The sequence below is a fragment of the Rhizobium viscosum genome, assembly GCF_014873945.1.
In the GTDB taxonomy this organism is placed as follows: domain Bacteria; phylum Pseudomonadota; class Alphaproteobacteria; order Rhizobiales; family Rhizobiaceae; genus Rhizobium; species Rhizobium viscosum.
Genome location: NZ_JADBEC010000001.1, coordinates 1,548,596 through 1,573,468 on the forward strand (window position 1 = coordinate 1,548,596; position 24,873 = coordinate 1,573,468).

Consider the following 24,873-nt stretch of genomic DNA (forward strand, 5'->3'; position numbering starts at 1 on the left):
TTCTCCGGCATGGCAAACAGCAATCAGCTACCAGAAGCTCCGCCATCCGGCAGCGCTTCCCGGCAGGACGAAACCCTCTCCACACTCTCTTCCTATCTTCAAAACGGTGCACTCTTCCTCGATATCGACGGCACGCTCCTCGACCTCGCGCCGACGCCGGACGAGATATTCGTGCCGCCATCGCTTCCTGCGCAGCTCGACGCGCTGTCGCAGAGACTCGGCGGGGCACTGGCTCTCGTGACCGGACGTGGGCTTACCTATGCCGACCGCCTCTTCGCCCCCTATCCGTTTCCCATCGCCGGACTACACGGAGCCGAACGCCGCAACCCCGACGGCAGTATCTTCAAGATGGAGCCAACGGCCGAGTTCGAGAGACTGAAGATCGAGCTTCGGGCAGAAACGGCAGGCTGGACCGGCATCCTCATCGAGGATAAGGGCGCGGCCGTCGCCGCCCATTTCCGCCTTGCGCCGGCACGGCAGGCGGAACTGACCGAACTGATGCAGCACTTCCTGAAACGTGCGGGGCCGGATTGGACCCTGCAGCACGGCAAGATGGTTCTCGAAATCCGGCCCGCCAGAGCCAACAAGGGCGATGCATTGGAGAGCTTTCTCGCAGCTCCAGCCTTCCGCGGTCGTCATCCGATCGCCATCGGTGACGATGTCACCGATGAGACGATGTTCAGCATGGCAAACCGGCTTGGCGGTTACTCCATCCGCGTCGGCCCGCCGTCTGCAGATACTGCCGCCCGCGGCACTCTGCCTTCCGCGGAGATGGTCCGCGAGATCGTCGCGCGTTTTGCCGGCTGATTGTTTTTTTGCAGTTATTTCTAATGAAAGGAATTTGCCATGAGCCGCCTTGTCGTCGTTTCAAACCGCGTGCCTGTTCCGGAGAAGAAAGGGGCGGCGTCTGCCGGCGGACTCGCTGTCGCACTGGAGGCCGCCCTTGGGAAACGAGGGGGCGTCTGGATGGGCTGGTCGGGCAAGGTCAACGACGAGGGCGAACCCGGTCCACTTGCGATCGAGCAGCGCGGCAACATCACCTATGCGCTGACCGACCTGACATCCAAAGATGTCGACGAATATTACTTCGGCTTCGCCAACCGCATGCTCTGGCCTATCTGTCATTACCGGCTGGATCTCGCAGAATATGGGCGCACCGAGATGGCCGGCTATTTCCGCGTCAACCGCTTCTTCGCCCACCGGTTGGCGCCGCTGATCAAGCCTGATGACATCGTCTGGGTCCACGATTATCACCTGATCCCGCTCGCCGCCGAACTTCGGCAGATGGGCATCAAGAACAAGATCGGCTTCTTCCTGCATATTCCCTGGCCACCGGCCGACGTACTCTTCGCCATGCCCGTTCATGAGGAAATCATGCGGGGGCTTGCCGCCTATGATCTTGTCGGCTTTCAGACTGATCACGACCTGGAAAACTTCGCGGGCTGCCTGCGCCGCGAGGAGATGGGTGACATGATCGGCGAAGGGCGTTTTGTCGCCGGCGAGCGCACGTTTCGCGGCGGCGCCTATCCGATCGCCATCGAGACGGCCGCCTTCGCCGAATTCGCCAGGAAGGCCGGCACGCACAGCATGGTGTTGAAGGCACGTCATAGTATCGAAGACCGCAGCCTTATCATCGGCGTGGACAGGCTGGATTATTCCAAGGGCATTACCCAACGTATCGATGCCTTCGAGCATTTCGTCACCAACAACCCAGCGCACCGGCGCCAGGTCACCTACCTGCAGATCACGCCGAAATCCCGCTCCGAGGTGCCTGAATACGAGGCGATGCAGCGGATGGTCGCCGAACAGGCCGGCCGCGTGAACGGCGCACTCGGCACGGTCGACTGGGTGCCGATCCGCTATATCAACCGCTCCGTGAGCCGCCCGGTACTCGCCGGCCTCTATCGGCTTGCCAAAGTCGGACTCGTCACGCCGTTGCGGGACGGCATGAACCTCGTCGCCAAGGAATATGTTGCCGCGCAAGACCCTGAGGATCCGGGCGTGCTGGTGCTTTCCCGTTTTGCCGGAGCGGCACGGGAATTGAACGGCGCCCTGCTTGTCAACCCCTATGACATCGTCGGCACATCCAATGCGCTGGCGCGGGGACTCAACATGCCGCTTGATGAGCGCCGCGACCGCTGGCTGCGGATGATGGACCACCTGCTGGAGCACGACGTCTCGCGCTGGTGCGATGACTTCCTCGGCGATCTCGCCGCCTGAGCAGTTTGCCTGACAAGGCGCACAGGCCAGTCGTCTTGCAAAACCCAGCAAGCGGAGGATGAAGCGCTCCGCCCTTAAGCCGGTAACGGGTATTCCGGCCAGTCCGACGTCATCTCGGCTTGAACCGGCCGTTCAAGATAAGTGGAAAGGGCCACATAGCTCTTTGTACCTGTCACACCGGGAACGGCATGAACTTGCGAGAGAAAGGCTTCCAGTGCGCGAGGGCTCCCCGTACGCACCTTGAAGATAACGCTGGCGTCGCCGGCAACCGAATGCATCTCCTCCACCTCGGGAAAGCGGCAAAGCTGCATCAGCCTTTCGCTTTTACCCCAGCCCGCAGCCTCGACATGCACGAAGGCCAGCAGCGGCTTGCCGAGCGCCGTGCCATCGAGCGCAGCGTGCGCGCCTTTCATGACGCCAGACCGGCGCAGCCGCTTGACGCGCTCATGCACGGCAGGCGGTGACAGATTGACGGCTTTACCAAGGACCGCATAGCTCTGCAGGGCATCCTCTGCCAGCGCGCCTAATATCTTTCGGTCGAAAAGGTCCAGCTGCTCGGGCCCTCGTCTGCCGCCTCGAATGCCATTCGTTTCTTTTATCATTCGGAAAATCCGCCTTAGTGTCGAAAAATATTCGGCAATAATAGCGCCAAGCTTTCAGATATTCGAGGAATGACTTTCAATGAAACTCGTGAAGCACAGTCCGAGCAGCGGCATCTATGCGGCAACATCAGATTATATCCACGCGATGGAGGTTAGAAATCCCGCCCGCTTTCTGTTCGTGAGCGGCACGATGGGCCTCGATGCGGCGGGTGCGCCGGGCAGAGATCTGTCGGTCCAGCTCGACTTCATCTGGGCGAACCTGCGGGCGATCCTTGCGGATGCCGATATGGATATCAGCAATATCGTGCGGCTGACCAGCTATCTTGGGGATGCTGACTATGCCGAAGCAAACCAGAATGCGCGGCTCTCCGCACTCGGCGATCATATCGTACCGACCACGGCCGTCGTCGTTCAAACGCTTCAGAAGGACTGGCTGGTGGAAATCGAAATCATCGCTGCCGGATAAAATGCCGCCTTGTTTGGACAAGGCGGCACCATGGGATGTTCAAGCAGCCTGGTGCAGCAGGCCGAGCGCCTCTTCCAGCTCGATTTCCCCCAGAAAGCGACCGCTGCTTTCAGCCTCCTGTTGATGCTCGATTGCATGCGCAAAGCGAACGACCGGAAGGGCGGCCGGATGGTGCGTCTGCTGCCCGGCTGGACCGCCGACAGCATTACCACGATGATCCTGATGCCGCACCGACGGGGGCAATTGCCCTCCGCGCGCGCGGTCGTCGAGTTCCTTGCCGAGCGGCTGGCGGGATGATCAGGCGGCCTTGGCCGCGTGATACTCCTTGATCGCCACCATCTTGATCGCCGGATAGCGTTCCGCCTCATAGCGCAGCGAGAAACCGTCCTGCGCCAGGAAGACCGGATCGCCATCGAGATCGCGGGCGATATCGCCGCGCTTGACGGTGAGGAACTTGTCGAGTTCGGCAGCCTGGTCGGACGAAATCCAGCGGCAGACAGAGAAGCGCGACATTTCGAAGGAGACCGGCAGGCCATATTCGGCCATCAGGCGCTCCTTCAGGACATCGAGCTGCAGCGCGCCGACGACACCGACGATCGCGGGCGAACCATCCTCCGGCTGGAAGAGCTGGACAACACCTTCTTCAGCCATCTGCTGCAGCGCTTCCTTCAGCTTCTTGGCCTTCATGGCGTCTTCCAGGCGCACGCGTCGCAGGATTTCCGGCGAGAAATTCGGCACGCCCTGGAAAACAAGGTTCTCGCCTTCCGTCAGCGTATCGCCGATGCGCAGCGTGCCGTGATTGGGAATGCCGACCACATCACCGGCGAAGGCCGTATCGGCGAGCTGGCGCTGCGAGGCGAAGAAGAACTGCGGCGCGGTAAGGCCAAGCTGCTTGCCAGTACGTGCCAGGCGGGCCTTCATGCCGCGCTCCAGTTTGCCCGAGCAGATGCGGGCGAAGGCGATGCGGTCGCGATGGTTCGGGTCCATGTTCGCCTGGATCTTGAAGACGAAGGCCGTCATCCTGTCTTCGGCGGCATGCACGGTTCTGACATCGGCCACCTGATCACGTGGCGGCGGAGCAAAATCACCGAGCGCGTTGATGAGGTCGCGCACACCGAAATTGCGCAGGGCGGAGCCGAAGAAAACCGGTGTCATATGGCCTTCGAGGAAGGATTCCCGATCGAAGGGCCGGCAGGCCTCGATCGCCAGTTCCACCTCTTCGATGAAGGCATCGCGCTCATTTTCCGGCAGGCGGTCGGCGACACTCTGCGGGCCATTGACGACGGTGACGTCGACTTCGGTGTCGGAGCCTCGCACCGTATTTTCCTTCAGGTGATAGGAGCCGCAGAAGGTCTTGGAACGGCCGATCGGCCAGGTGATCGGGGCCGTGTCGAGCGCGAGCTTTTCTTCGACCTCATCCAGGATCTCGAAGGGATCGCGGCTTTCGCGGTCCATCTTATTGATGAAGGTGATGATCGGAATGTCGCGCATGCGGCAAACTTCGAAAAGCTTCAGCGTGCGCGGCTCGATACCCTTGGCGGCGTCGATGACCATGACCGCGGCATCGACTGCCGTCAGCGTGCGGTAGGTATCGTCGGCGAAGTCTTCGTGACCGGGGGTGTCGAGAATGTTGAAGACATTGCCTTCATATTCGAAGGTCATGACTGACGTGACGACCGAGATGCCGCGCTCTCGTTCGATCTTCATCCAGTCCGAGCGGGTCTGCATGCGATCCTTCTTCGCCTTCACTTCACCGGCGAGCTGAATGGCGCCGCCGAAAAGCAGCAGCTTTTCGGTGAGCGTCGTCTTACCCGCGTCCGGGTGCGCGATAATAGCGAATGTGCGGCGGCGGGAGACCGCCTCGGCGAGACTTTCGGCCATGATGTGAATCCTGTGGAATTGCGGCGTATCTAGCGATTAAAGCGCGCCATTGCAATTGACCTTGCGGCATGAGGCACGAAGTAATGCCGCATGACCATTCACACAGACACCCGCCCGACCCTCAATCTGATCCGCCTGCCGAACGGCAAGGGCCTGGATCTGCCTGCCTATGAAACGCGCGGTGCGGCCGGCATGGACCTGCGGGCGGCTATCGACGAGGACAAGCCGCTGGTGCTGGCGCCCGGCAAACGCGCGCTCATTCCGACGGGTTTCGTCTTCGAAATCCCCGAGGGTTTCGAGGGCCAGGTGCGCCCGCGTTCCGGTCTTGCCGCCAAGAACGGCGTTACCTGCCTCAATGCGCCCGGCACCGTCGACTGCGATTATCGCGGCGAAGTGAAGGTCATTCTGGTCAATCATGGTGAGGAGGATTTCACCATCACGCGCGGCATGCGCATCGCGCAGATGGTGATTGCGCCATTCATCCAGACCCGCATTGCCGAAATCTCGGAGACGACCGAAACTGCGCGCGGCGCCGGTGGCTTCGGGTCGACCGGGGTATGAGCGTCGCCGATTCCGACGAGCTTACCTTCCGGCAGGATTATTTCAGCGATCCGGCGGCCTGGAGCGCTCTCGTTTCTCTGCTCGATGATACATTCGGCATCGATATCGATCCGCTGCGCGAACTTGGCGGCCCAGACCCGACCAGCATGCCGTTCGGCTGGTTTACGGATGAAGGCCTGCTCGCCGCCAATCTCTCCGCCTTCGCCATGCCTTTTGTCCTCAACGGCAGGCTCGTCAAAGCCGCCGCCTTTCAGTCCGGTGCGGTCCGCCCGCCATGGCGCGGCCGCGGCCTTTACCGCGATGTGACGGGCAAGGCGCTTGCCTGGTGTGAAGCGCGGGATTTCGAGGCCATCATCCTCTACACGGACAAGCCGGCGCTTTACGAGCCCTACGGTTTCCGCTCACTTCCGCTTCACAAGTATGCCGGCGCTGCACCAAAGTCTGAAGGGGCCGCCTCATCACGACCTCTTCAGCCGCGCGATGCCGATGATCTCGCTCTGCTTCAGGGCCTGCTGAGGAACCGCAAGCCAGTTTCGGAGACGCTCGCTGTCGCCAGCAGCGCCGCGATGTTCCTCATCAACACGCAGCTCGATCCCGACGTCCGCTTGAGCTATCTGGAAGAGAGCGAGGCCGTCATCGCATGGAAGATGCCGGCACCAGACCACGTCGCTCTTCTCGACGTGGTCGCGGCGGAGATTCCTTCACTCGCCACAATCCTTTCCGGTCTGGACATCCAGGCAACGACAGTCGAAACGCTGTTCCGGCCGGACAAGCTCGGATGGTCCGGCGAGGCGACGCCTTCCGGAGGCGGAACACGGCTGATGCTGCGTGGACTGGAGGAGATGAGCCCCGATCATCCCGCCATGCTGTCGCCAATGGCGGATTTCTGAGGCTATTTTTTTCGTATCAGGGGCGGCAGGCGCCGCTTGACCGGCGAGGATTTGATCATCGACGTATTGGTCTCCGCGCGCTCGGCGACCTTGTCGAGAATGCTGTCGAGCTCGCCCATGGAACGGACGACGAGACGGGCGATGAAACAATCATCTCCGGTCACCTTGTCGCATTCGATAAATTCGGGCGTGTCCTGAATGATACGCTCGACGATGTGGAGCTGGCCGGGCAGCGGGCGCACTCGCACGATCGCCTGAAGCGGGTAGCCAATCGCTGCCGGATCGAGATCGATGGTGAAGAGCGTCACCACACCGCGATCCTCAAGCCGACGCAGGCGTTCCGCGGCACTCGGCGAAGAAAGTCCTACAGCCTGCGCGAGCTCCTTTAGGGAAATACGCGAGTTTCCTGCCAGCGCCTCTATCATTGCACGGTCAATATCGTCGACTGCCTGCATCTCGTTAGCCAACATGGCAAAAACTCCTAACAAGATTAGGTTTATCCAGCCTTTCCCTATTTCAGCTTATAGAAAATGCTGCGATGCCGCAATACAATTTCCCGCTAACGAATGGAGATGGCGATGCAGAGTGACATCAGAAGAGGCACAGCAGAGATGACGGCAGCGATGCTGATCTCGGGAACGATCGGCTGGTTCGTCGTCATATCGGGCCAGCCGGTCAGCGGCGTGGTCTTCTGGCGCTGCTTCTTCGGCGCGCTGACCCTGCTTGTCATCTGCACCGCGCTCGGTCTGCTCAGGCCCGGTATCATCAGCCTGCGGTCGCTCGCTATAGCTGTCTTCGGCGGCATAGCAATCGTCTCCAACTGGCTGCTGCTGTTCGCCTCCTATTCGCACGCCTCGATCTCGATCGCCACGACGGTCTACAACACCCAGCCCTTCATGCTGCTTGCGCTCGGCGCACTCTTTCTCGGGGAGAAGATCACGGGCACCAAGCTCTTCTGGCTCGGGCTTTCCTTTGCCGGCATGGCTGCTATCGTCGAGGCGAAACCAGATACCGATGCCGTCTCCGGCAGCTACGGTCTCGGCATCCTGATGGCGCTGGGTGCCGCCTTCTTCTACGCGCTGGCAGCGCTTGCCGCCAAATGGCTGCGCGGCACGCCGCCGCATCTGATCGCGCTGATCCAGGTTTCCACCGGAATCGTCATGCTGGCGCCGATGACCGATTTTACGAACCTTCCGATCGACGCGGGATCATGGCTGATCCTGATCACCGTCGGCGTCATACATACCGGCCTGATGTATGTGCTGCTTTATGGCGCGATCCAGAAGCTGCCGACGCATCTGACCGGCGCTCTGTCCTTCATCTATCCGGTCGCTGCGATCCTGGTCGACCGCCTCGCCTTCGGCCATGCATTGCAGCCGATGCAGATCATCGGGGCGGCGGTCATTCTGCTTGCCGCCGCCGGTATGAATCTCGGCTGGTCACCGAGCAGACTCATTGGCCTGCCTGTGACCAGAAGCTGAGCCGCTACTTCGCCCTATTTGTTACTTCGATTGACGCGTCGTTTCAAACAGGAACCAGGTGCGGCGCTCGCTCTGGTCGATCCAGTTCTCGATCAGGCTTGCGGTCGCAACGTCATTATGTTCGTCGCAGACTTCGTGCACTTCGCGCAGGATGGAAACGAGGTGAAGGTTGTCTTCGCGCAGCTCTGACAGCATGTCCTCAGGGGTGACGTAGTCGGCATCATTGTCCGGAATGCGCTGCTGGCGGGCGATCTGGCCGATTGAGCGCAGTGTCGTGCCGCCGATCTTGCGGGCGCGCTCGGCAACCTCGTCCGTCATATCGAAGATCTGTTCCGCCTGTTCATCGAGCAGCAGATGGTAGTCGCGAAAATGCGGGCCGGACATGTGCCAATGGAAGTTCTTAGTCTTCACATAAAGCGCAAAGACATCGGCGAGCAGCGCGGTCAGCGCGGCCGAAATGTCGGTGATCGCGTTGGTCGGCAGGTCGGAAGGGGTCTTGAGCGGCGAACGTCTGCGGGCTTCAGCTGAGGTAGGCGACATGCATTCTCTCCTTGGTGATGAAAACCTTCTGCGCCGTCGGCCGGTGGATGGCCCTGGCGGGCCGTTTCTGCGGCCGCTTGCGACAGGGAAAATAGCAAGGCCGAAGTGCTTTCCAAGTAGATCATGGTTCAACCGACCTATTCTTTATGGTTATGGACAGATCAGCGCCAGGCGATTGATGAGACCTGCCTTGCGCGGCTATAGAGGCTGCGCTAGCCAGTGGATCCGAAGATGAGCCTTACCGTCCTGATCGCCTATGCCGGAGCCCTCTTTATCGCCGCCGCCATTCCCGGCCCGGGGATCACGGCGATCGTGGCGCGTGCACTCGGCTCGAACTTCCGCGAGACTTTCTTCATGGGGCTCGGCCTCGTGCTCGGTGACATGACCTATCTTACCGCTGTCGTCCTCGGCCTTGCCTTCGTGGCACAGACCTTCACTGAGATCTTCCTCGTCATCAAGATCGCCGGAGCCCTCTATCTCGGCTACATCGCCTGGAAGCTCTGGACTGCCGGCCTGCTGCCGCAGGATATCGCCGCGAAGAAATCCAGCAGTGCGGGCATGTCGTTCCTTTCCGGCCTGCTTGTGACGCTCGGCAATCCGAAGACCATGCTGTCTACGTGGCGCTGGTGCCGACCTTGATCGATCTCGGCAGCATTGGCATGCGCGACTATCTGATGCTGCTTGCCGTGACTTTCGCGGTACTGATGATCGTGCTCATTCCCTACATGATGCTGGCATCGCGAGCTCGCACGATGCTGAAGCAACCGCGTGCATTGCGGGCGCTGAACCGCGTCGCCGCAAGCATCCTCGCAGGCACGGCAGCCTTCATCGCCACGCGCGCCGCCTGAAATAAACATTCGGCAACGGACGGTTTTCAAAGGATTTTTTCTCTGGCTAGAACGGTCGGGGGATCAAGCCACTCTGGTCTCATCGCCACTTTGACCCTATTCTCTCTGCAGATTTCAGAATGGATTTCAAAGGGAGAGCACCATGTCGCACAAACCGGGCCGCGGCCGCATCTATTCCTCGATAACGGACACAATCGGCGATACGCCGCTCGTTCGCCTCGACAAGCTCGCCAAGGAAAAGGGCGTAGTCGCCAACATCCTCGCCAAACTGGAATTCTTCAACCCGATCGCCTCGGTGAAGGATCGTATCGGCGTTGCCATGATCGAGAGCCTGGAAACGCAGGGCAAGATCTCGCCCGGCAAGACCGTGCTGATCGAGCCGACCTCGGGCAATACCGGCATCGCGCTTGCGTTCGCTGCGGCTGCCAAAGGCTATCGGCTGATCCTCACTATGCCGGAAACCATGTCCGTCGAGCGCCGCAAGATGCTGGCACTGCTCGGCGCCGAGCTGGTGCTGACCGAAGGACCGAAGGGCATGAAGGGGGCGATTGCCAAGGCGGAGGAACTCGCCGCTTCACTGCCCGACGCCGTCATCCCGCAGCAGTTCGAAAACCCGGCCAACCCTGAGATCCACCGCAAGACGACGGCCGAGGAAATCTGGAACGATACCGACGGCAATGTCGATATTTTCGTTGCCGGCATCGGCACCGGCGGTACGATCACCGGCGTTGGCCAGGTGCTGAAGAGCCACAAGCCGGACATCCGGGTCGTGGCCGTCGAGCCCAGCGATTCACCGGTACTGTCAGGCGGTACGCCCGGCCCACACAAGATCCAGGGTATCGGCGCCGGCTTCGCCCCAAAAATCCTCGATACCAGCATCTATGACGAGGTCGTCACCGTCAGCAATGATGAGGCCTTCCAGCTGGCGCGGCTCGTCGCCAGACTCGAAGGCGTGCCGGTCGGTATTTCCTCAGGTGCGGCACTGACTGCCGCGATCGAGGTCGGCCGCCGTCCGGAAAACGCCGGCAAGAACATTGTCGTCATCATTCCGTCCTTCGCGGAACGGTATCTTTCGACGGCATTGTTTGAAGGGTTGGGAAGCTGAGACGGGAATTCGTGAGTAGTGAGTGGTGAATGAGGCTGCTTTCGGTGCCTGCCGCAAATCGCTTTGGCTTGCCAATCATTGTGAGCCGCCACTCACTAATCACTGCTCACTAATCACCCAACCTCATGCCGCTGCCGTCAGCCGCGCACCGGCAACGCGGTAGGAAATCGCCTCGGCGAGGTGAATACGTCCTACCATTTCATTGCCGTCGAGATCAGCAAGGGTGCGGGCGACCTTCAGGACGCGGTGGTAACCGCGCGCTGAAAACTTCATCTTGTCCGCGGCATCTCGCAACAGCTGCAATCCTGCCGCATCCGGCTCGGCGAATTTTTCGATCATCGCCGTCGAGCATCCGGCATTGGTGGAAATACCCACAGCGCCTGCAACAGCATAGCGTTCGCGCTGGACGTCGCGGGCACGCGCAACGCGACGGGCAACATCGGCGCTCGCTTCGGCGACCGTCGGCCGGATGAGATCGGCGGCAGAAACGGCCGGCACGTCGATGCGGATATCGATGCGGTCCATCAGCGGGCCGGAAATGCGGGCCTGATAATCCGTCATGCAGCGCGGCCCGCGGGCACAGGTATGGCCGGGCTCGCCCGCCATGCCGCAGCGGCAGGGGTTCATGGCCGCAATAAGCTGGATCCGCGCGGGATAGGAGACGCGGTGATTGGCACGCGCGATGACGCATTCGCCGCTTTCCAGCGGCTGACGCAAGGCATCGAGTACCTGTGGTGCGAATTCCGGAAACTCGTCGAGGAAAAGCACGCCATGATGGGCAAGCGAGGCTTCGCCCGGCCGGGCGCGTAGACCGCCGCCGATGAGGGCTGCCATCGTCGCGGAATGGTGCGGCGTGCGGTAGGGCCGGCGATCGGACAGCTTGCCGCCGGACAACTGGCCGGCGATGGAATGGATCATCGAGACTTCCAGTAATTCCGCAGCCGAAAGCGGCGGCAGGATGGAGGGCAGTCTCGAGGCCAGCATCGACTTGCCGGAGCCGGGCGGCCCGACCATCAAGAGATTATGGCCGCCGGCAGCAGCCACTTCCAGCGCTCGCTTGGCGCTTTCCTGTCCCTTGATCTCGGCGAGATCAGGCAGATTGGCGGCATTCGGGCGAATGGACGGTTCCGGGCGCGAAAGGATCTGCGTGCCGCGAAAATGATTTGCGAGCGCAATCAGGCTGCGCGGCGCCAGAATGTCGACGTCGGAACCGGCCCAAGCGGCTTCCGAGCCACTCTCGGCCGGGCAGATCAGGCCTTTTCCACTGGCGTTGGCACCGATTGCAGCCGGCAGAGCGCCGGCGATTGCGGCAATCGTGCCATCGAGATTAAGTTCGCCGACGACGACATAGTCGGACAAGGCATCCGCCGGGATAGCACCGAGGGCTGCCATCAGACCGAGTGCGATCGGAAGGTCGAAGTGACTGCCTTCCTTGGGAAGATCCGCGGGTGCGAGGTTGACCGTCACGCGCTTGGATGGCAACGCCAGGCCGGAAGCGTGCAGGGCTGCCTGCACCCGCTCGCGACTCTCCGCAACCGCCTTATCGGGAAGCCCGACGATCTGGATTCCCATTTTACCGGGAGCGACCATGACCTGGACCTCGACCGGAACACCTTCAATGCCCTGAAATGCAACCGTGCTGACGCGCGCGACCATGCCCCTGCCTCGTGACCCCGATACCCAACCTATGAAGGCGGTCACAATCTGGCATGGAAATCGGAATAAAACAAGAACGATAAGCGAACGAATTCAGCTATCCGCTGCAATCAAATTGCAGCGGGTTGCAATCCTGGAACGGAGGCGATCAAAGGCGGAACGACAAGAACACTTTTTGTAGTCCGGAAGTGCTCTTGGCTTTGGTTTAGCCGCGCTTGCGCTCAATCGCATCCCACAACAGGCTTGCGATATCGGCGCCGCCAAACTTCTTCACTTCGCGGATGCCGGTCGGCGAAGTCACGTTGATCTCGGTCATGTAATCACCGATCACATCGATACCGACGAGCAGGAAGCCGCGTTCGCGCAGAGCTGGGCCGATGCGTTCGCAGATTTCCTTTTCGCGTGCCGTCAGTTCGGTCGGCTCGGCGCGGCCGCCGACATGCATGTTGGAGCGACTGTCATGCTCGGCGGGGACACGATTGATGGCGCCGGCAAATTCGCCGTCGACGAGGATGATGCGCTTATCGCCCTTGCGCACGTCAGGCAGGTACTGTTGAGCGATGAAAGGCTCGCGGAAGAGTTGGCCGAACATTTCGAGCAGCGAGGACAGGTTGCGATCGTCCTTGGTGGAATGGAAAACGCCGGCGCCGCCATTGCCGTAGAGCGGCTTCAGGATGATGTCGCCCATCTCGTCGCGGAAGCGGCGGATTTCGCCGGGGTCCTTGGTGATCAGCGTCTTCGGCATCAGGTCGGAAAATTCGGTGACGAAGATCTTTTCCGGTGAGTTGCGTACCCAGGCCGGGTCATTGACGACGAGCGTCTTCGGATGGATGCGCTCCAGCAGATGCGTCGAGGTGATGTAGGACATGTCGAAAGGCGGGTCCTGGCGCAGCAGGACGACATCCATGGTCGACAGATCGACCCGTTCGGGTGCGCCAAGCTCATAGTGATCGCCCTTGACGTCGCGCAGCACCATCGGCTCGACGGCGGCATAGAGCTTGTCGTCGCGGAAACTCAGGCGCTCGGGCGTATAATGGAAGAGCCTGTAGCCACGCGCCTGCGCCTCTAGGCTCATGGCGAAGGTGGAATCACCTGCGATATTGATGCCGGAGACATGGTCCATCTGGACCGCTACGTTCTTGATCTTGGCCATTTCCGTCCCTTGAGCTGATGCCGCTCAGATGTAGGTCGGTCAGGCGTCAAACGCAACGGCAATCAATGGCTTCGCGTGCCTCCGCTGGCGCAATTTTCAGGCCGCGATGCCTGTGCTGCCGCCGTTTCGCAAGAGGTTGCGCAGGCGATAGGCAATGGCGAGCGGCTTTGGAAAAGGCTTGCGCAGGAAGGCGACCTTGCGAACGTAATTGTCGACCCGCCAGTTGGCCCAGGTGCCGCCGGCAAAGAAAGCGACATCGCCTACCTGCAGCGTGCGTTCCAGGCCATCTTCGGTGGTGACGTGCACCTCGCCTTCGAGGATCATGACTGTCTCGTCCCAGCCGAAACGCCAGCGAAATTCGCCCGATGTGCAATCCCAGATCGCCGTCAGCGATGCTTCGTCATGGCCGCGGGAATGTTCTGCAGTGCGCGCTTGCGGATTGCCGCTGATGATCCAGTCCGGATTGATCGGTGTCGACTTCAGCACCATGCGGTCGCTTGCTTGTGCAATGAAAGATTTGCCTGATGGCTTCAACGCGGCATAAGGCACGGACCGCGCAGCCATGGCGACGGCGGTTGCAAGCATCATCTTCAAGGCCATGAATTACCCCCAGTTTGCTACCCCTAGCTGAGCCGTGGATAACAAAAGAGTCATAAAAGCCCGTTCAAGCAGACACTAAAATTTTAACGAAAGCTTGTTCGTCAGTCAGGCGCCACCGGAATTTAGCCCCCTCCCCTAGAAAGCATCCGGGAAATGACGAGGCAGTTTGCCTGGCAATATCGCGACGATATCATAGCGCTGTGAGAGCCGGGCATAGTCCCGCTGGCGGGCGAGCCAGAGATCACTCGCAGCTCGGATGCGTTTTTGCGAGGCGTAGGACACAGCATCCACCGCGCCCATTTCGTCGGCGCGCGCCTTGACCTCAACAAAGACGGACAGATCGCCCTTGCGGGCGATGATATCGATCTCGCCGAGCTTCGTTTTGTAGCGCATCGCGAGGATGCGATATCCTTTCAGCATCAGGAAAATGGCGGCAATATATTCTGCCCGCGAGCCGCGACGCAGCGCCTTTCTCCTGCGGAGCGTGGCTTCGCCGTCAGCCATTCGCTGCCTTCATGTCGAGAAGTTTCTGGTAGAGCACCTTGCGCGGCAGGCCGGTCAAACGGGCAGCCTCAGTCGCGGCCTTGGCCGTCGGCAGCGATTTTGAGAGATCCGCGAGAATGGCGTCGACATCTGCTTCAGTTGCCGGCTCGCCCTTCGGCGGGCCGATGACGAGAACGATCTCACCCTTCACATTGTCATGCTCTTCATAATAGGCGGCGAGCTCGGAGAGCGTGCCGCGGCGGAATTCCTCATAGGTTTTCGTCAGTTCGCGGCAGACCGAAGCTTCGCGTGAACCACCGAGTATATCGGCTGCCGCAACAAGCGTTGCGCCGATGCGATGGGGCGATTCAAAGAAGATCAGCGTGGCCGGTGCGTTTGCGAATTCTGCGAGACGGTCGCGGCGGGCCTTGTCCTTGGTCGGCAGGAAACCGGCAAAGAGAAAGGCCTCGTTCGGCAGGCCCGAACCGACGAGGGCCGCAAGCGGCGCCGAAGCGCCGGGAATGGGGATAACGCGGTAACCTGCCTCGATCGCCTGCTGCGCCAGCCGATAGCCGGGATCGGAGACAAGGGGTGTGCCGGCGTCGGAAACGAGCGCCACCGATTTGCCGGCGTCGAGCGCCTGCAATAGCCGCGGCCCGGCCTCATCGGCATTATGTTCATGATAGGCGAAGGGGCGGTTCTGAATGCCGTAACGATCGAGCAGGACGCGGGTGACGCGTGTATCCTCGCAAGCCAGGACATCGGCGCCGGCAAGCGTTTCCAGCGCCCGCAGCGTGATATCGCCGAGATTGCCGATCGGCGTTGCGACGAGATAGAGAGCCGGTTCGAGCGGGCGCGCCGGCACCGCGATATTGTGCAGGCGAAAACCGCGCCGGGTGCCGGTTTCCACTGTCGTCTCTTCCGTCATGTCACTCGCTTTCGTCCCGCCGGCCCGTTCCCTTTATGAGCGAGCGGTGCTTCTTCGACAAGGGGCCGCGATTTCTGTGAGCATTGCACTGCAAAACGGCATTTGCGGGCCTGTGGGCGGCCATGCCTCTTGCAATCGCTGGCAAAGTTCTGCCATTTTGCCCGTCCACTCCCCTCTCCCGAAGGGGAAAGCAGTGACGCGGCGCCTTATGACGCCCGGACAATAAAGGTCGAGAGCGGTAGCATCCCATGCGTATTACTATTGAGCGGTCAAACCTTTTGAAGTCGCTGAACCACGTGCACCGCGTGGTCGAACGCCGGAACACGATCCCGATCCTGTCAAACGTGCTGTTGAAGGCCGATGGACAGAGCCTAGACATGAAGGCGACCGACCTCGATCTGGAAATCACCGAAGCGACGCCTGCCAATGTCGAACAGGCCGGCGCCACCACCGTTCCCGCCCATCTTCTCTACGACATCGTTCGCAAGCTTCCCGATGGCGCAGAAGTGCTGCTTGCTACCTCCCAGGACGGCGGTTCGATGACCGTTCAGTCGGGCCGTTCGAAATTCTCGCTGCAGTGCCTGCCGGAATCCGACTTCCCGGATCTGACCGCCGGCACCTTCACGCATTCCTTCAAGTTGAAGGCGAGCGACCTGAAGATGCTGATCGACCGCACGCAGTTTGCGATCTCGACCGAAGAAACCCGCTACTATCTGAACGGCATCTTCTTCCACACAATCGAGAGCGGCGGCGACCTGAAGCTGCGCGCCGTTGCGACCGACGGCCACCGTCTCGCCCGCGCCGATGTCGATGCCCCCTCCGGCTCGGAAGGCATGCCGGGCATCATTATTCCGCGCAAGACGGTCGGCGAATTGCAGAAGCTGGTCGATACGCCTGACGCAATCGTCACCATCGAAGTTTCCGATGCCAAGATCCGGGTCACCCTCAGCTCCATCGTCATGACCTCGAAGCTGATCGACGGTACTTTCCCGGATTATCAGCGCGTCATCCCGGCCAATAACGACAAGGAAATGCGTGTCGACTGCACGAGCTTCGCACAGGCCGTCGACCGCGTCTCCACCATTTCTTCCGAACGTGGCCGCGCCGTGAAGCTCGCGCTCTCCGATGGTCAGCTTCTGCTCACCGTCAACAATCCGGATTCCGGTAGTGCTACGGAAGAAGTCGCGGTCGGCTATGATACGGATCCGATGGAAATCGGCTTCAATGCCAAGTACCTGCTCGACATCACCGCGCAGCTTTCCGGCGACGAGGCGATCTTCCTTCTGGCCGACGCCGGTTCGCCGACACTTGTGCGCGACACAGCCGGCGATGACGCTCTCTACGTGCTGATGCCGATGCGCGTTTAAACGCGCGTCGCTTTTGCCTTCAAAACTTTCCTGATCGCGACATCGCCTCTTGTTTTTGCTTCCCCCTCCTGCAATTAAGGGAAAGTTGACAGCAGGCATGGGAGGACGGCATGGCATTGCGGCTCAAACAACGGCTCGGCAGGAAGTTTGACGAGGAGATCCGCTTCTTCAAGGGCATGATGCAGGGGCCGAAGACCGTCGGCTCCATCGTTCCGACCTCCTCGATCACTGCCCGCAGGATGGCAAGCGTCGCAAATCCGCATTCGGACCTGCCCGTGCTCGAACTCGGTCCCGGCACCGGCGCTATCACCAAGGCGATCCTTGCCCATGGCGTGAAACCGGAAAAGCTCGTCGCCATCGAATATTCGACGGACTTCTACGAGCACCTTATGCGGCTTTACCCCGGCGTGAGCTTCATCAATGGCGATGCCTTCGATCTCGACAAAACGCTCGGCTCGCTCAAGGATCAGAAATTCGATTCCGTTATCTCAGGCATACCGCTCCTGAACTTTCCCATGCAGGCGCGCATCGCGCTCCTGGAAAGCCTGCTCGACCGCATGCCGGCTGGTCGGCCGATGGTGCAGATCTCTTATGGCGCAGTTTCGCCGATCGTCGCCAATGCCGATCGTTACAGCATTCATCATTTTGATTTCATCGTACGCAATATTCCGCCAGCTCAACTCTGGATCTATCGGCGCGGATAAATGTTCGGACTTTATATCACCCACCCTCAGGTCAAGATCGACCCGCAGGTTCCCGTTCCCCAATGGGGTCTTTCCGAGATCGGCGCCGAGCGCGCCCGCAAGGCCGCCTCGAGCGACTGGGCGAAGCGGCTGACCCGCATCGTCTCCAGCGATGAGACGAAGGCGATCGAGACGGCGGAAATCCTTGCTGCGGCCTCAGGCGGGAAAATCGAGATCGTGCATGGCATGCACGAGAACGACCGCTCCGCCACCGGTTTCCTGCCGCCCGACAAATTCGAAGAGGCGGCCAACTGGTTCTTCGCCCACCCGCTGGAGAGCTTCAAGGGATGGGAGCGCGCCGCAAATGCTCAGGCTCGCATTAGCTCGGCAGTCGAAGCGATCCTGTCCTCCCATGATGCGAATGCGCCGATCGCCTTTGTCGGGCACGGCGGCGTTGGAACCCTGCTCAAATGCCATCTTGCAGGCGTACCGATTGCGCGTGACCGCGACCAACCGGGCGGCGGCGGCAATCTCTATGCTTTCGGTCTTGCGGACAGGCGTTTATCATGCGACTGGACACCCATCGAAGACTGGCGGGGGTGATTTGAGATGGACGCACGCGAGCGGTTGATCGTCGGCCTGGATGTTCCAACGATTGGCGAAGCGGAAAGACTGGTTTCCACGCTCGGCGACGACATTCTCTTCTACAAGATCGGCTATCAGCTCGTCTTTGCCGGCGGGCTGGAATTTGCCCGCGACCTTGCCGCCAGCGGCAAGAAGATTTTCCTCGACATGAAACTGCTCGACATCGACAACACGGTTGCGTCAGGTGTCGAAAATATCGCCAAGATGGGCATGTCGATGCTGACGCTGCACGCCTATCCGAAAGCGATGAAGGCGGCCGTCGAGGCGGCGAAGGGCTCCGGCCTCTGTCTGCTCGGCGTGACCGTGCTGACTTCGATGGATGCCGAGGACCTCCTCGAGGCAGGTTACCAATATGATCCGAAGACGCTCGTCGCGCGTCGTGCCGAACAGGCGCGTGCTGCAGGCATGGGCGGCATCGTCTGCTCCGCCGAGGAATCCGCTGCTGTTAGCGAGATCGTTGGGCCTGATATGGCGATCGTGACACCCGGCATCCGCCCGACGGGTGCCGAGAAGGGCGACCAGAAGCGGGTGATGACGCCTAAGGATGCACTGAAGGCCGGGTCCACCCATCTCGTCGTCGCACGCCCGATCGTCAAGGCACCGGAGCCGCGGGAAGCGGCCCGTGCAATCCTCAATGAAATGGTTGCCGCGCTCTGGCCGGCGAACCGCTGACATGTCCGCTGGGAGGGAGACAAGAATGGCCAAGGGATACTGGATCGCCCGCGTCGATGTACGCGACCTCGAGCGCTACAAGGATTACGTCGCAACTGCAAAGCCGGCCTTCGAGAAATACGGCGCGAACTTCCTCGCCCGCGGTGGTGCGATCACCGAGCTTGAAGGCAAGGCGCGCGCCCGCAACGTCGTCATCGAATTTCCCTCGATGCAGCATGCCGTCGACTGCTATAATTCGCCCGAATACCAGGCGGCCGCAAAAATCCGCCATGAGGTGGCCGACGCGGAAATGGTCGTGGTCGAAGGCGTCTGAGCCAGTTTCGAATGGGTAAAAACTGCGGCGCGATGGCCCTTTTCGTCGCGTCGGTATTCGGCTAAGACGAAACCCATCACAGCATTTCCAAAGCCTTTCGAGGAGCCTGCCATGACCCTTGCCAACCTGCCGCCACTCGTTACCGTGTTCGGAGGGTCCGGCTTCATCGGCAGACACGTCGTGCGGGCGCTTGCCAAGCGCGGCTATCGCATCCGCGTCGCCGTTCGCCGTCCCGACCTTGCCGGTTTCCTGCAGCCGCTCGGCAATGTCGGTCAGATTTCCTTTGTCCAGGCCAACCTGCGCTACCGCAACTCGATCGACCGGGCCGTTGAAGGCGCCGACCATGTCATCAACTGCGTCGGCATCCTTTTCGAGAGCGGCCGCAACACGTTCGATGCCGTGCAGGAATTCGGTGGTCGCGCCGTGGCGGAAGCTGCCCGCAATGCCGGTGCGACGCTGACCCACCTTTCGGCTATCGGTGCTAATTCCAGCTCGCAGTCCAATTACGGCCGGACCAAGGGCCGCGCGGAAGCGGCCATCCTGTCGATCAAGCCGGATACGGTGATCTTCCGTCCGTCGATCGTCTTCGGTCCGGAGGACAGCTTCTTCAACAAGTTCGCCGACATGGCCCGCATGTTCCCGGTTCTGCCGCTCGTCGGCGGCGGCAAGACGAAGTTCCAGCCCGTATATGTCGAAGATGTTGCCGAGGCTGTTGCCCGTGCTGTCGACGGCAAGGTCGAACCTGGCAAGGTCTATGAGCTTGGCGGTCCTGAAGTCCTCACCTTCCGCGAATGTCTCGAGACCATGCTCAAGGTCACGGTCCGCAAAAACCGGCTCGTTTCCCTGCCCTTCGGCATCGCATCCATGATCGGCAGCATCGCCTCGCTCGTGCCGTTCATCACGCCGCCGATCACGCCGGACCAAGTCAAGCTTCTCAAGCACGACAATGTCGTTTCGAGGGAAGCCGAAGCCGAGGGCCGCACGCTGAAGGGCCTTGGCATCGCGCCGACGATGGCGACTTCGGTGCTCGACTCCTACCTCGTACAGTACCGCCCGCACGGTCAGTATACCGGCTCCGGCAAGGCTGCCTGACAATCGATAGATGACAGTTCAAGCGTCGCTCGTGAACGTTCACGGGCGGCGTTTTCTTTTCCATGAAGTGCAAATCCGGCGCAAGCTTGGCGTGTTACGACGCGTTTCAGAGTGTGTGACGTTGCATAAAAGACGCATAGGAAATTTAGTGGAATTAACACCAAATTTAGCAGGAACATTTATTGCTATTTCCCACTCCACTGACTAAACACCCCCGCGCGTCTTCAGACAGACTCAAGCGCCTCGCAGGCGTGCGGCAATCACTGTGAAAGGCTATTTCTAATGGGTAAGTCAATCGCGCTTCTTTTTGCGTGTGCGGCACTGGTCATCCTCGCAGGCTCCTTCATTGCGCCGGGCTCCGTCGCAGCGGTGAAGGGCGGTTGCTCGCCGGCCTACGGCGTCGATCCCTGCTCGACGGCCTCCATTACCCACTAACAGAAAGCCGGTCCTTTCGAACCGGCTTTAATTTTTTCCCGGTGCGAGCGACGTATTCGATCGCTCGCAGGTCTAGCGACTCAGGCGATCATGCCGGTCATCGCCATGCCGAGCAGCACAATACCCAAAATGATGCGATAGATCGCAAAGACCGTAAAGCGGTTGCTCCTGATGTAGGCCAGCAACCACTTGACGGCGATGAAGGCAACGATCGTCGAAACGACAAAGGCAATGCCGAGCGCTGTCCAATCCTCGTTCGCCGCACCGCCATCCTCGAAAGTTTTCAGCAGCGAAAAGGCGCTTGCCGCGTACATGGTCGGAATGCCGACGAGGAAGGCGAATTCAGTTGCCGCAGCGCGATTAGCCGTGCCGGCCAGCATGGCGACGAAGATCGTGGCGCCGGAGCGGGACGTTCCGGGGAAGACGCCGGCAACGACCTGGGCGATACCGACCAGAATGGCAACGAGCCAGGTGATGTGAGAGCTCGGAGGACGGCGGGCAGCGGCCCATTCGGCAAAGATCATCCAGATACCGCCGATGATGAGCGCCCAGGCAACCGGCGTTGCGTTCTCAGGCAGTTCGAAACCGAGTTTCTTGACCACCAGTCCAAGGACCGCCGTTATCAGAAAGGCGACGATCAGTTTAAAAGCATAATCGCGGTGTTGCGGATCGCGCCAGCCAAGCAGCAGATCGAGCAGCCGACGCCAGTAGATGATCGTGACGGCGAGGATCGCGCCTGCCTGAATGACAATATTGAATGTGTCGGTGCGGGCGCCGAGCCACTGTTCCGCAATGATCAGGTGGCCAGTGCTCGAAATCGGCAGGAACTCTGTGATCCCTTCTATAATGCCCAGAATTATAGAGTTTATATAGTCCATAAAGTGTCTCCGGTTTGGGGTTCGGTCGGACTGGAATAGCGGTCAGGCTATATTGCACTGCACAATCATCATTCGCCAGAGCGGGAGGCAAGAAAAGGCGAGAGGGGGAGTTGCGATGATTCAGGCAGCCATGTTTTGTCCCTTGTCAGGCAGGTGAGCCGATTCGCTTGTATTGGCGGGGGCAAGCTCCTATAGCTTCAACTAATGAGTCATGACTAGGGCGGTATAAGTGGCGAGCCCTTGAGCCCATGCACCACAATCAAAAGTCCGAGTATCGATGCCCACGCTTTATCATCATCCCATGTCGTCCGCATCCCGCTTCGTCAGGCTCATTCTGGCGGAATACGGCTATCAGGCGGAGCTGATCGAGGAACAGACCTGGGAGAAGCGCCGCGACTTCCTGGCGCTCAACCCGGCCGGCACGCTGCCTGTTTATGTCGATGACAGCATGCGGGCGCTCTGTGGCGCGACCGTCATTTCGGAATATCTCGACGAGACGCATGGCGTGCTGAAGCGTGACCGCCGGCTGCTCGCCGAGGATCCGTTCCAACGCGCGGAAATCCGTCGCCTGACGGAATGGTTCATGCAGAAGATGGAAAACGACGTCACCAAGCCGCTGGCCCGCGAGCGCGTCTACAAGCTGCAAATGACGGCCGACCAGGGCGGCGGCGCCCCTGACTCCAAGATGTTGCGCACGGCACGCGCCAATATCCGCCAGCACATGCGTTATCTCACCTGGCTAGCCGGCTCGCGCCAATGGCTCGCCGGCGAGCGGATGAGCTATGCCGATCTTGCCGCCGCAGCCTCGATCTCCATTCTCGATTATCTCGGCGAGATCGACTGGTCGGAATCGCCGCTCGCCAAGGACTGGTACCAGCGGCTGAAATCGCGCCCCTCGTTCCGTCCGCTGCTCACCGAGCGCGTGCGTGGTCTGACGCCGGTTTCCCATTACGCCGATCTGGATTTCTGACGAGGGCTTTTGATGCCCGAACCGAAAGTCGAAGATATCAAGGAGCGGAAGCGCCGCGACAATTTGACCGCCTTCCTGAAGGCGGAATCGGCCGCTCTCGGCTTCGATCTCTGTCGTGTCACCCGTCCGGATTCGATCCCTGAGGCAAAGGAGCGGCTCGGCCAATTCATCGATGCCAACAGGCACGGAACGATGGAATGGATGGCGGAAACGCGCGAGCGCCGCGGCGATCCACGCACGCTCTGGAGCGATGTGCGTTCTGTTGCCGTCTTCGGCCTCAATTACGGGCCGGCCGAGGATCCGCGCGGCGTTCTCGGCAAGAAGGACAAGGCGGCAATCTCCGTCTACGCCCGCAATCGCGACTATCATGACGTTATCAAGGGCCGACTGAAGGAGATAGCCACGCGCTTCGCCGCCAAGGCTGGCGCGGACGTTAAGGTCTTCGTCGATACCGCACCCGTCATGGAAAAGCCGCTGGCCGCGGCGGCCGGTCTCGGCTGGCAGGGCAAACACACCAATCTCGTCAGCCGCGAGCACGGTTCCTGGCTTTTTCTTGGATCGATGTTCACGACAGCCGATCTCAATATAGATGCCTCGGAGACCGATCATTGCGGCTCCTGCCGCGCCTGCCTCGACGCCTGCCCGACGGCTGCCTTTCCTGCACCCTACCAGATCGATGCGCGCCGCTGCATCTCGTATCTCACGATCGAGCACAAGGGGTCGATCGATCCCGAGTTCAGGCCGCTGATCGGCAACCGTATTTACGGCTGCGACGATTGTCTTGCCGCATGCCCCTGGAACAAGTTCGCAAACGAAGCGTCGGAAATGAAGCTGAAGGCACGTGAGGATCTGAAGGAGCCTTCGATCGCCTTCCTCTTGTCGCTCGACGACCCAACCTTCCGCACGTTCTTCAGCGGTTCACCGGTCAAGCGCATCGGGCGTGACCGCTTCATTCGCAATGTGCTGATCGCCGCCGGCAATTCCGGCGAGCGGAGCCTGATCGAGCGATGTCGTGCGCTCGCCGCCGATGCCTCGCCGGTCGTGCGCGGCATGGCAGTTTGGGCGCTGTCGCGGCTCATGGAGGCTGGCGAATTCGAAGCCTTTGCAGCACAAAGGCAAAATGAGTCGGACGAAGACGTCCTCAATGAATGGCGATTGGCGGAGGTGAGCTGATGCATGTGATGATCTTTGGCTGCGGTTATTCCGGTACGGCGATCGCCAGAGCTTTTGCTGACACCGGGATGCGCATCTCCGGCACGACCCGTTCGGAGGAAAAGGCGGAAGAGCTGCGGAGATCCGGGATCGAAGCCTTCATCTTCGACGGCGAGACCCTGAGCGACGATCTGCGTACGGCGATGGCCGGCGTTACGCATCTCGTACAGTCGATCGCCCCGCGCGATGCCGATCCGCTGCTTGCATTGCTCGGCAAAGACAGCACTGTGCTTCTGCCTGACCTGCAATGGATCGGCTATCTCTCCACGGTCGGTGTCTATGGCGACCACAAAGGCTCTTGGGTGACCGAGGAAACCCCTTGTGTACCGGTCTCGGGCCGCTCCAAAGAGCGTCTGGACGCTGAGGACGCCTGGCTTGCGCTCGGGCGTGCCCGCGATGTGCCGGCCGCGATATTGCGTCTTTCCGGCATTTATGGACCAGGACGCAACGCCTTCATCAATCTGGATCGCGGCACGGCGCGCCGCATCATCAAAAAGGACCAGGTCTTCAACCGCATCCGCGTGGAGGACATCGGCGCTTCCACCCGCTTTTTGTCGGAGCATGCGCTCGGTGGCATCTATAATGTCACTGACGATCAGCCCGGCCCGCCGCAGGATGTCATCGTCGAAGCCGCCCGCCTGATGGGTGTCGCACCGCCGCCAGAGCAACCTTTCGAGACGGCCGAGATGACGCCCATGGCCCGCTCCTTTTATGGAGAGAACAAGCGGGTTTCCAATGCCAAACTGAAGGCCACGGGCTTTCGTTTTGCCTTCCCGAACTATCCGATGTCGCTTGCCCAGCTCAGGCAAAATGACGGGTGGCGGGCTAACGACACCCTCCCATTCGGGTGAGAGGGCTATAACTCAAAAAGAGTAGAAATTTCCTACTTTCTTATTTTAGCGAACTGAATTTCGCTCCGATTTATGGTTAACGGCCTCTAAATTTGCTCAAATGTGGCAGCAAATATGGCGGTGTGAGCAAAAATTTTTTGTGATTTCTGACGGCTATCAAATGTTTACCGTTTTCCCGAAAAAATCGTTCGGATTTTAGCTGATTTCATTAGGTTTTTTCCACAACTCGGCGAAGCGGTGTCCTGCTACCGCAATGTTATCGGAATCACAAATGTTACAGACCGTAACGTTCCGTGATCGCCCTCGGCACTTTTTCGCCACTTTTCCCCGGATTGAAGCCT

Annotated in this window: 27 protein-coding genes and 3 pseudogenes; 19 read left to right on the forward strand and 11 right to left on the reverse strand. The window is 60.3% G+C overall.

The window, feature by feature from the left end:
* The first annotated feature begins 9 nt into the window (after positions 1-9).
* Both otsB and otsA read left to right on the forward strand, forming a co-directional pair.
* Positions 10-807 carry a trehalose-phosphatase gene (gene otsB / locus H4W29_RS07765; RefSeq protein ID WP_192728414.1) on the forward strand — a complete coding sequence of 266 codons (798 nt, stop codon included), beginning with the start codon at positions 10-12 and terminating at the stop codon, positions 805-807.
* Positions 808-846: 39 nt separating this feature from the next.
* Positions 847-2,220: an alpha,alpha-trehalose-phosphate synthase (UDP-forming) gene (gene otsA / locus H4W29_RS07770; RefSeq protein ID WP_192728415.1), complete on the forward strand. Its 1,374-nt coding sequence runs from the start codon at positions 847-849 to the stop codon at positions 2,218-2,220.
* Between the two features lie 74 nt (positions 2,221-2,294).
* On the opposite strand, the gene H4W29_RS07775 is transcribed toward otsA, so the two are convergent.
* Positions 2,295-2,822, reverse strand: coding sequence for an Lrp/AsnC family transcriptional regulator (locus H4W29_RS07775; RefSeq protein WP_192728416.1), 528 nt, complete (start codon positions 2,820-2,822; stop codon positions 2,295-2,297).
* Positions 2,823-2,901: 79 nt separating this feature from the next.
* Between H4W29_RS07775 and H4W29_RS07780 the strand changes: the two genes are divergently transcribed.
* Positions 2,902-3,288: a RidA family protein gene (locus H4W29_RS07780; protein WP_192728417.1), complete on the forward strand. Its 387-nt coding sequence runs from the start codon at positions 2,902-2,904 to the stop codon at positions 3,286-3,288.
* A 39-nt stretch (positions 3,289-3,327) separates the two neighbouring features.
* Here H4W29_RS07780 and H4W29_RS34305 read toward each other — a convergent pair.
* Positions 3,328-3,444, reverse strand: a pseudogene (locus H4W29_RS34305) (glutathione S-transferase family protein); the annotation flags it as partial.
* A gap of 6 nt (positions 3,445-3,450) precedes the next feature.
* Here H4W29_RS34305 and H4W29_RS07785 point away from each other — a divergent pair.
* A pseudogene (locus tag H4W29_RS07785) lies at positions 3,451-3,585 on the forward strand (LysR family transcriptional regulator); the annotation flags it as partial.
* Here the strand turns inward: H4W29_RS07785 and H4W29_RS07790 are convergent.
* Positions 3,586-5,169 (reverse strand): peptide chain release factor 3, encoded by a 1,584-nt coding sequence (locus H4W29_RS07790; protein WP_192728418.1) that lies wholly within the window; start codon positions 5,167-5,169, stop codon positions 3,586-3,588. It lies immediately after the preceding pseudogene.
* A gap of 90 nt (positions 5,170-5,259) precedes the next feature.
* Between H4W29_RS07790 and dut the strand changes: the two genes are divergently transcribed.
* Both dut and H4W29_RS07800 read left to right on the forward strand, forming a co-directional pair.
* Positions 5,260-5,730: a dUTP diphosphatase gene (gene dut, locus H4W29_RS07795; RefSeq protein WP_192728419.1), complete on the forward strand. Its 471-nt coding sequence runs from the start codon at positions 5,260-5,262 to the stop codon at positions 5,728-5,730.
* On the forward strand, positions 5,727-6,620 hold the full coding sequence (locus tag H4W29_RS07800; protein ID WP_192728420.1) for a GNAT family N-acetyltransferase: 894 nt from the start codon (positions 5,727-5,729) through the stop codon (positions 6,618-6,620). The genes dut and H4W29_RS07800 overlap by 4 nt, the downstream gene beginning before the upstream one ends.
* A 2-nt stretch (positions 6,621-6,622) precedes the next feature.
* On the opposite strand, the gene H4W29_RS07805 is transcribed toward H4W29_RS07800, so the two are convergent.
* Positions 6,623-7,090, reverse strand: a complete 468-nt coding sequence (locus tag H4W29_RS07805; RefSeq protein WP_376776545.1) for an Lrp/AsnC family transcriptional regulator — start codon at positions 7,088-7,090, stop codon at positions 6,623-6,625.
* A 96-nt stretch (positions 7,091-7,186) separates the two neighbouring features.
* Between H4W29_RS07805 and H4W29_RS07810 the strand changes: the two genes are divergently transcribed.
* The gene (locus H4W29_RS07810; RefSeq protein WP_192728421.1) at positions 7,187-8,101 is read left to right on the forward strand and encodes a DMT family transporter; all 915 of its coding nucleotides are present in this window, start codon (positions 7,187-7,189) and stop codon (positions 8,099-8,101) included.
* Between the two features lie 21 nt (positions 8,102-8,122).
* Here the strand turns inward: H4W29_RS07810 and H4W29_RS07815 are convergent, their stop codons facing one another.
* Positions 8,123-8,641 carry a Dps family protein gene (locus H4W29_RS07815; protein WP_192728422.1) on the reverse strand — a complete coding sequence of 173 codons (519 nt, stop codon included), beginning with the start codon at positions 8,639-8,641 and terminating at the stop codon, positions 8,123-8,125.
* A 231-nt stretch (positions 8,642-8,872) separates the two neighbouring features.
* On the opposite strand from H4W29_RS07815, the pseudogene H4W29_RS07820 reads away from it, so the two are divergent.
* Both H4W29_RS07820 and cysK read left to right on the forward strand, forming a co-directional pair.
* A pseudogene (locus H4W29_RS07820) lies at positions 8,873-9,489 on the forward strand (LysE family translocator).
* A gap of 142 nt (positions 9,490-9,631) precedes the next feature.
* The gene (cysK, locus tag H4W29_RS07825; RefSeq protein ID WP_192728423.1) at positions 9,632-10,594 is read left to right on the forward strand and encodes a cysteine synthase A; all 963 of its coding nucleotides are present in this window, start codon (positions 9,632-9,634) and stop codon (positions 10,592-10,594) included.
* A gap of 123 nt (positions 10,595-10,717) precedes the next feature.
* On the opposite strand, the gene H4W29_RS07830 is transcribed toward cysK, so the two are convergent.
* The 5 genes from H4W29_RS07830 to rsmI form a co-directional block, all read right to left on the reverse strand.
* Positions 10,718-12,250 carry a YifB family Mg chelatase-like AAA ATPase gene (locus H4W29_RS07830; protein ID WP_192728424.1) on the reverse strand — a complete coding sequence of 511 codons (1,533 nt, stop codon included), beginning with the start codon at positions 12,248-12,250 and terminating at the stop codon, positions 10,718-10,720.
* A gap of 205 nt (positions 12,251-12,455) precedes the next feature.
* Positions 12,456-13,403 (reverse strand): glutathione synthase, encoded by a 948-nt coding sequence (gene gshB / locus H4W29_RS07835; protein WP_192728425.1) that lies wholly within the window; start codon positions 13,401-13,403, stop codon positions 12,456-12,458.
* Between the two features lie 96 nt (positions 13,404-13,499).
* The gene (locus H4W29_RS07840; RefSeq protein WP_192728426.1) at positions 13,500-14,003 is read right to left on the reverse strand and encodes a cupin domain-containing protein; all 504 of its coding nucleotides are present in this window, start codon (positions 14,001-14,003) and stop codon (positions 13,500-13,502) included.
* 135 nt (positions 14,004-14,138) lie between these two features.
* Entirely contained in the window at positions 14,139-14,507 is a 369-nt protein-coding gene (locus tag H4W29_RS07845; protein WP_192728427.1) for a YraN family protein, read from the reverse strand.
* Entirely contained in the window at positions 14,500-15,414 is a 915-nt protein-coding gene (gene rsmI, locus H4W29_RS07850) for a 16S rRNA (cytidine(1402)-2'-O)-methyltransferase (RefSeq protein ID WP_192728428.1), read from the reverse strand. The genes H4W29_RS07845 and rsmI overlap by 8 nt, the downstream gene beginning before the upstream one ends.
* A gap of 248 nt (positions 15,415-15,662) precedes the next feature.
* Between rsmI and dnaN the strand changes: the two genes are divergently transcribed.
* The 7 genes from dnaN (at position 15,663) to H4W29_RS07885 (ending at position 20,621) form a co-directional block, all read left to right on the forward strand.
* A complete protein-coding gene (gene dnaN / locus H4W29_RS07855; RefSeq protein ID WP_192728429.1) occupies positions 15,663-16,781 on the forward strand; it encodes a DNA polymerase III subunit beta in 1,119 nt (372 codons plus the stop codon).
* A gap of 110 nt (positions 16,782-16,891) precedes the next feature.
* Positions 16,892-17,485, forward strand: coding sequence for a phospholipid N-methyltransferase PmtA (gene pmtA / locus H4W29_RS07860; RefSeq protein ID WP_192728430.1), 594 nt, complete (start codon positions 16,892-16,894; stop codon positions 17,483-17,485).
* Positions 17,486-18,067: a histidine phosphatase family protein gene (locus H4W29_RS07865; RefSeq protein WP_192728431.1), complete on the forward strand. Its 582-nt coding sequence runs from the start codon at positions 17,486-17,488 to the stop codon at positions 18,065-18,067.
* 6 nt (positions 18,068-18,073) lie between these two features.
* Positions 18,074-18,781 carry an orotidine-5'-phosphate decarboxylase gene (gene pyrF / locus H4W29_RS07870; protein WP_192728432.1) on the forward strand — a complete coding sequence of 236 codons (708 nt, stop codon included), beginning with the start codon at positions 18,074-18,076 and terminating at the stop codon, positions 18,779-18,781.
* Between the two features lie 25 nt (positions 18,782-18,806).
* Positions 18,807-19,094: a DUF1330 domain-containing protein gene (locus tag H4W29_RS07875; RefSeq protein ID WP_184394488.1), complete on the forward strand. Its 288-nt coding sequence runs from the start codon at positions 18,807-18,809 to the stop codon at positions 19,092-19,094.
* A 111-nt stretch (positions 19,095-19,205) separates the two neighbouring features.
* Positions 19,206-20,186: a complex I NDUFA9 subunit family protein gene (locus H4W29_RS07880; RefSeq protein WP_192728433.1), complete on the forward strand. Its 981-nt coding sequence runs from the start codon at positions 19,206-19,208 to the stop codon at positions 20,184-20,186.
* A gap of 282 nt (positions 20,187-20,468) precedes the next feature.
* On the forward strand, positions 20,469-20,621 hold the full coding sequence (locus H4W29_RS07885; RefSeq protein WP_165911864.1) for a hypothetical protein: 153 nt from the start codon (positions 20,469-20,471) through the stop codon (positions 20,619-20,621).
* Between the two features lie 80 nt (positions 20,622-20,701).
* Here H4W29_RS07885 and H4W29_RS07890 read toward each other — a convergent pair whose 3' ends face one another.
* A complete protein-coding gene (locus H4W29_RS07890; RefSeq protein WP_192728434.1) occupies positions 20,702-21,499 on the reverse strand; it encodes an undecaprenyl-diphosphate phosphatase in 798 nt (265 codons plus the stop codon).
* A gap of 277 nt (positions 21,500-21,776) precedes the next feature.
* Here H4W29_RS07890 and H4W29_RS07895 point away from each other — a divergent pair, with 277 nt between their 5' ends.
* From H4W29_RS07895 to H4W29_RS07905, 3 genes are read left to right on the forward strand one after another with little or no spacing between them, the layout of a single operon-like run.
* Positions 21,777-22,469, forward strand: a complete 693-nt coding sequence (locus tag H4W29_RS07895; RefSeq protein ID WP_192728435.1) for a glutathione S-transferase family protein — start codon at positions 21,777-21,779, stop codon at positions 22,467-22,469.
* Positions 22,470-22,481: 12 nt separating this feature from the next.
* On the forward strand, positions 22,482-23,642 hold the full coding sequence (gene queG, locus H4W29_RS07900) for a tRNA epoxyqueuosine(34) reductase QueG (protein WP_192728436.1): 1,161 nt from the start codon (positions 22,482-22,484) through the stop codon (positions 23,640-23,642).
* The gene (locus H4W29_RS07905) at positions 23,642-24,532 is read left to right on the forward strand and encodes an SDR family oxidoreductase (protein ID WP_192728437.1); all 891 of its coding nucleotides are present in this window, start codon (positions 23,642-23,644) and stop codon (positions 24,530-24,532) included. Before queG ends, H4W29_RS07905 begins: the two co-directional genes overlap by 1 nt.
* The last annotated feature ends 341 nt before the right edge of the window (positions 24,533-24,873 follow it).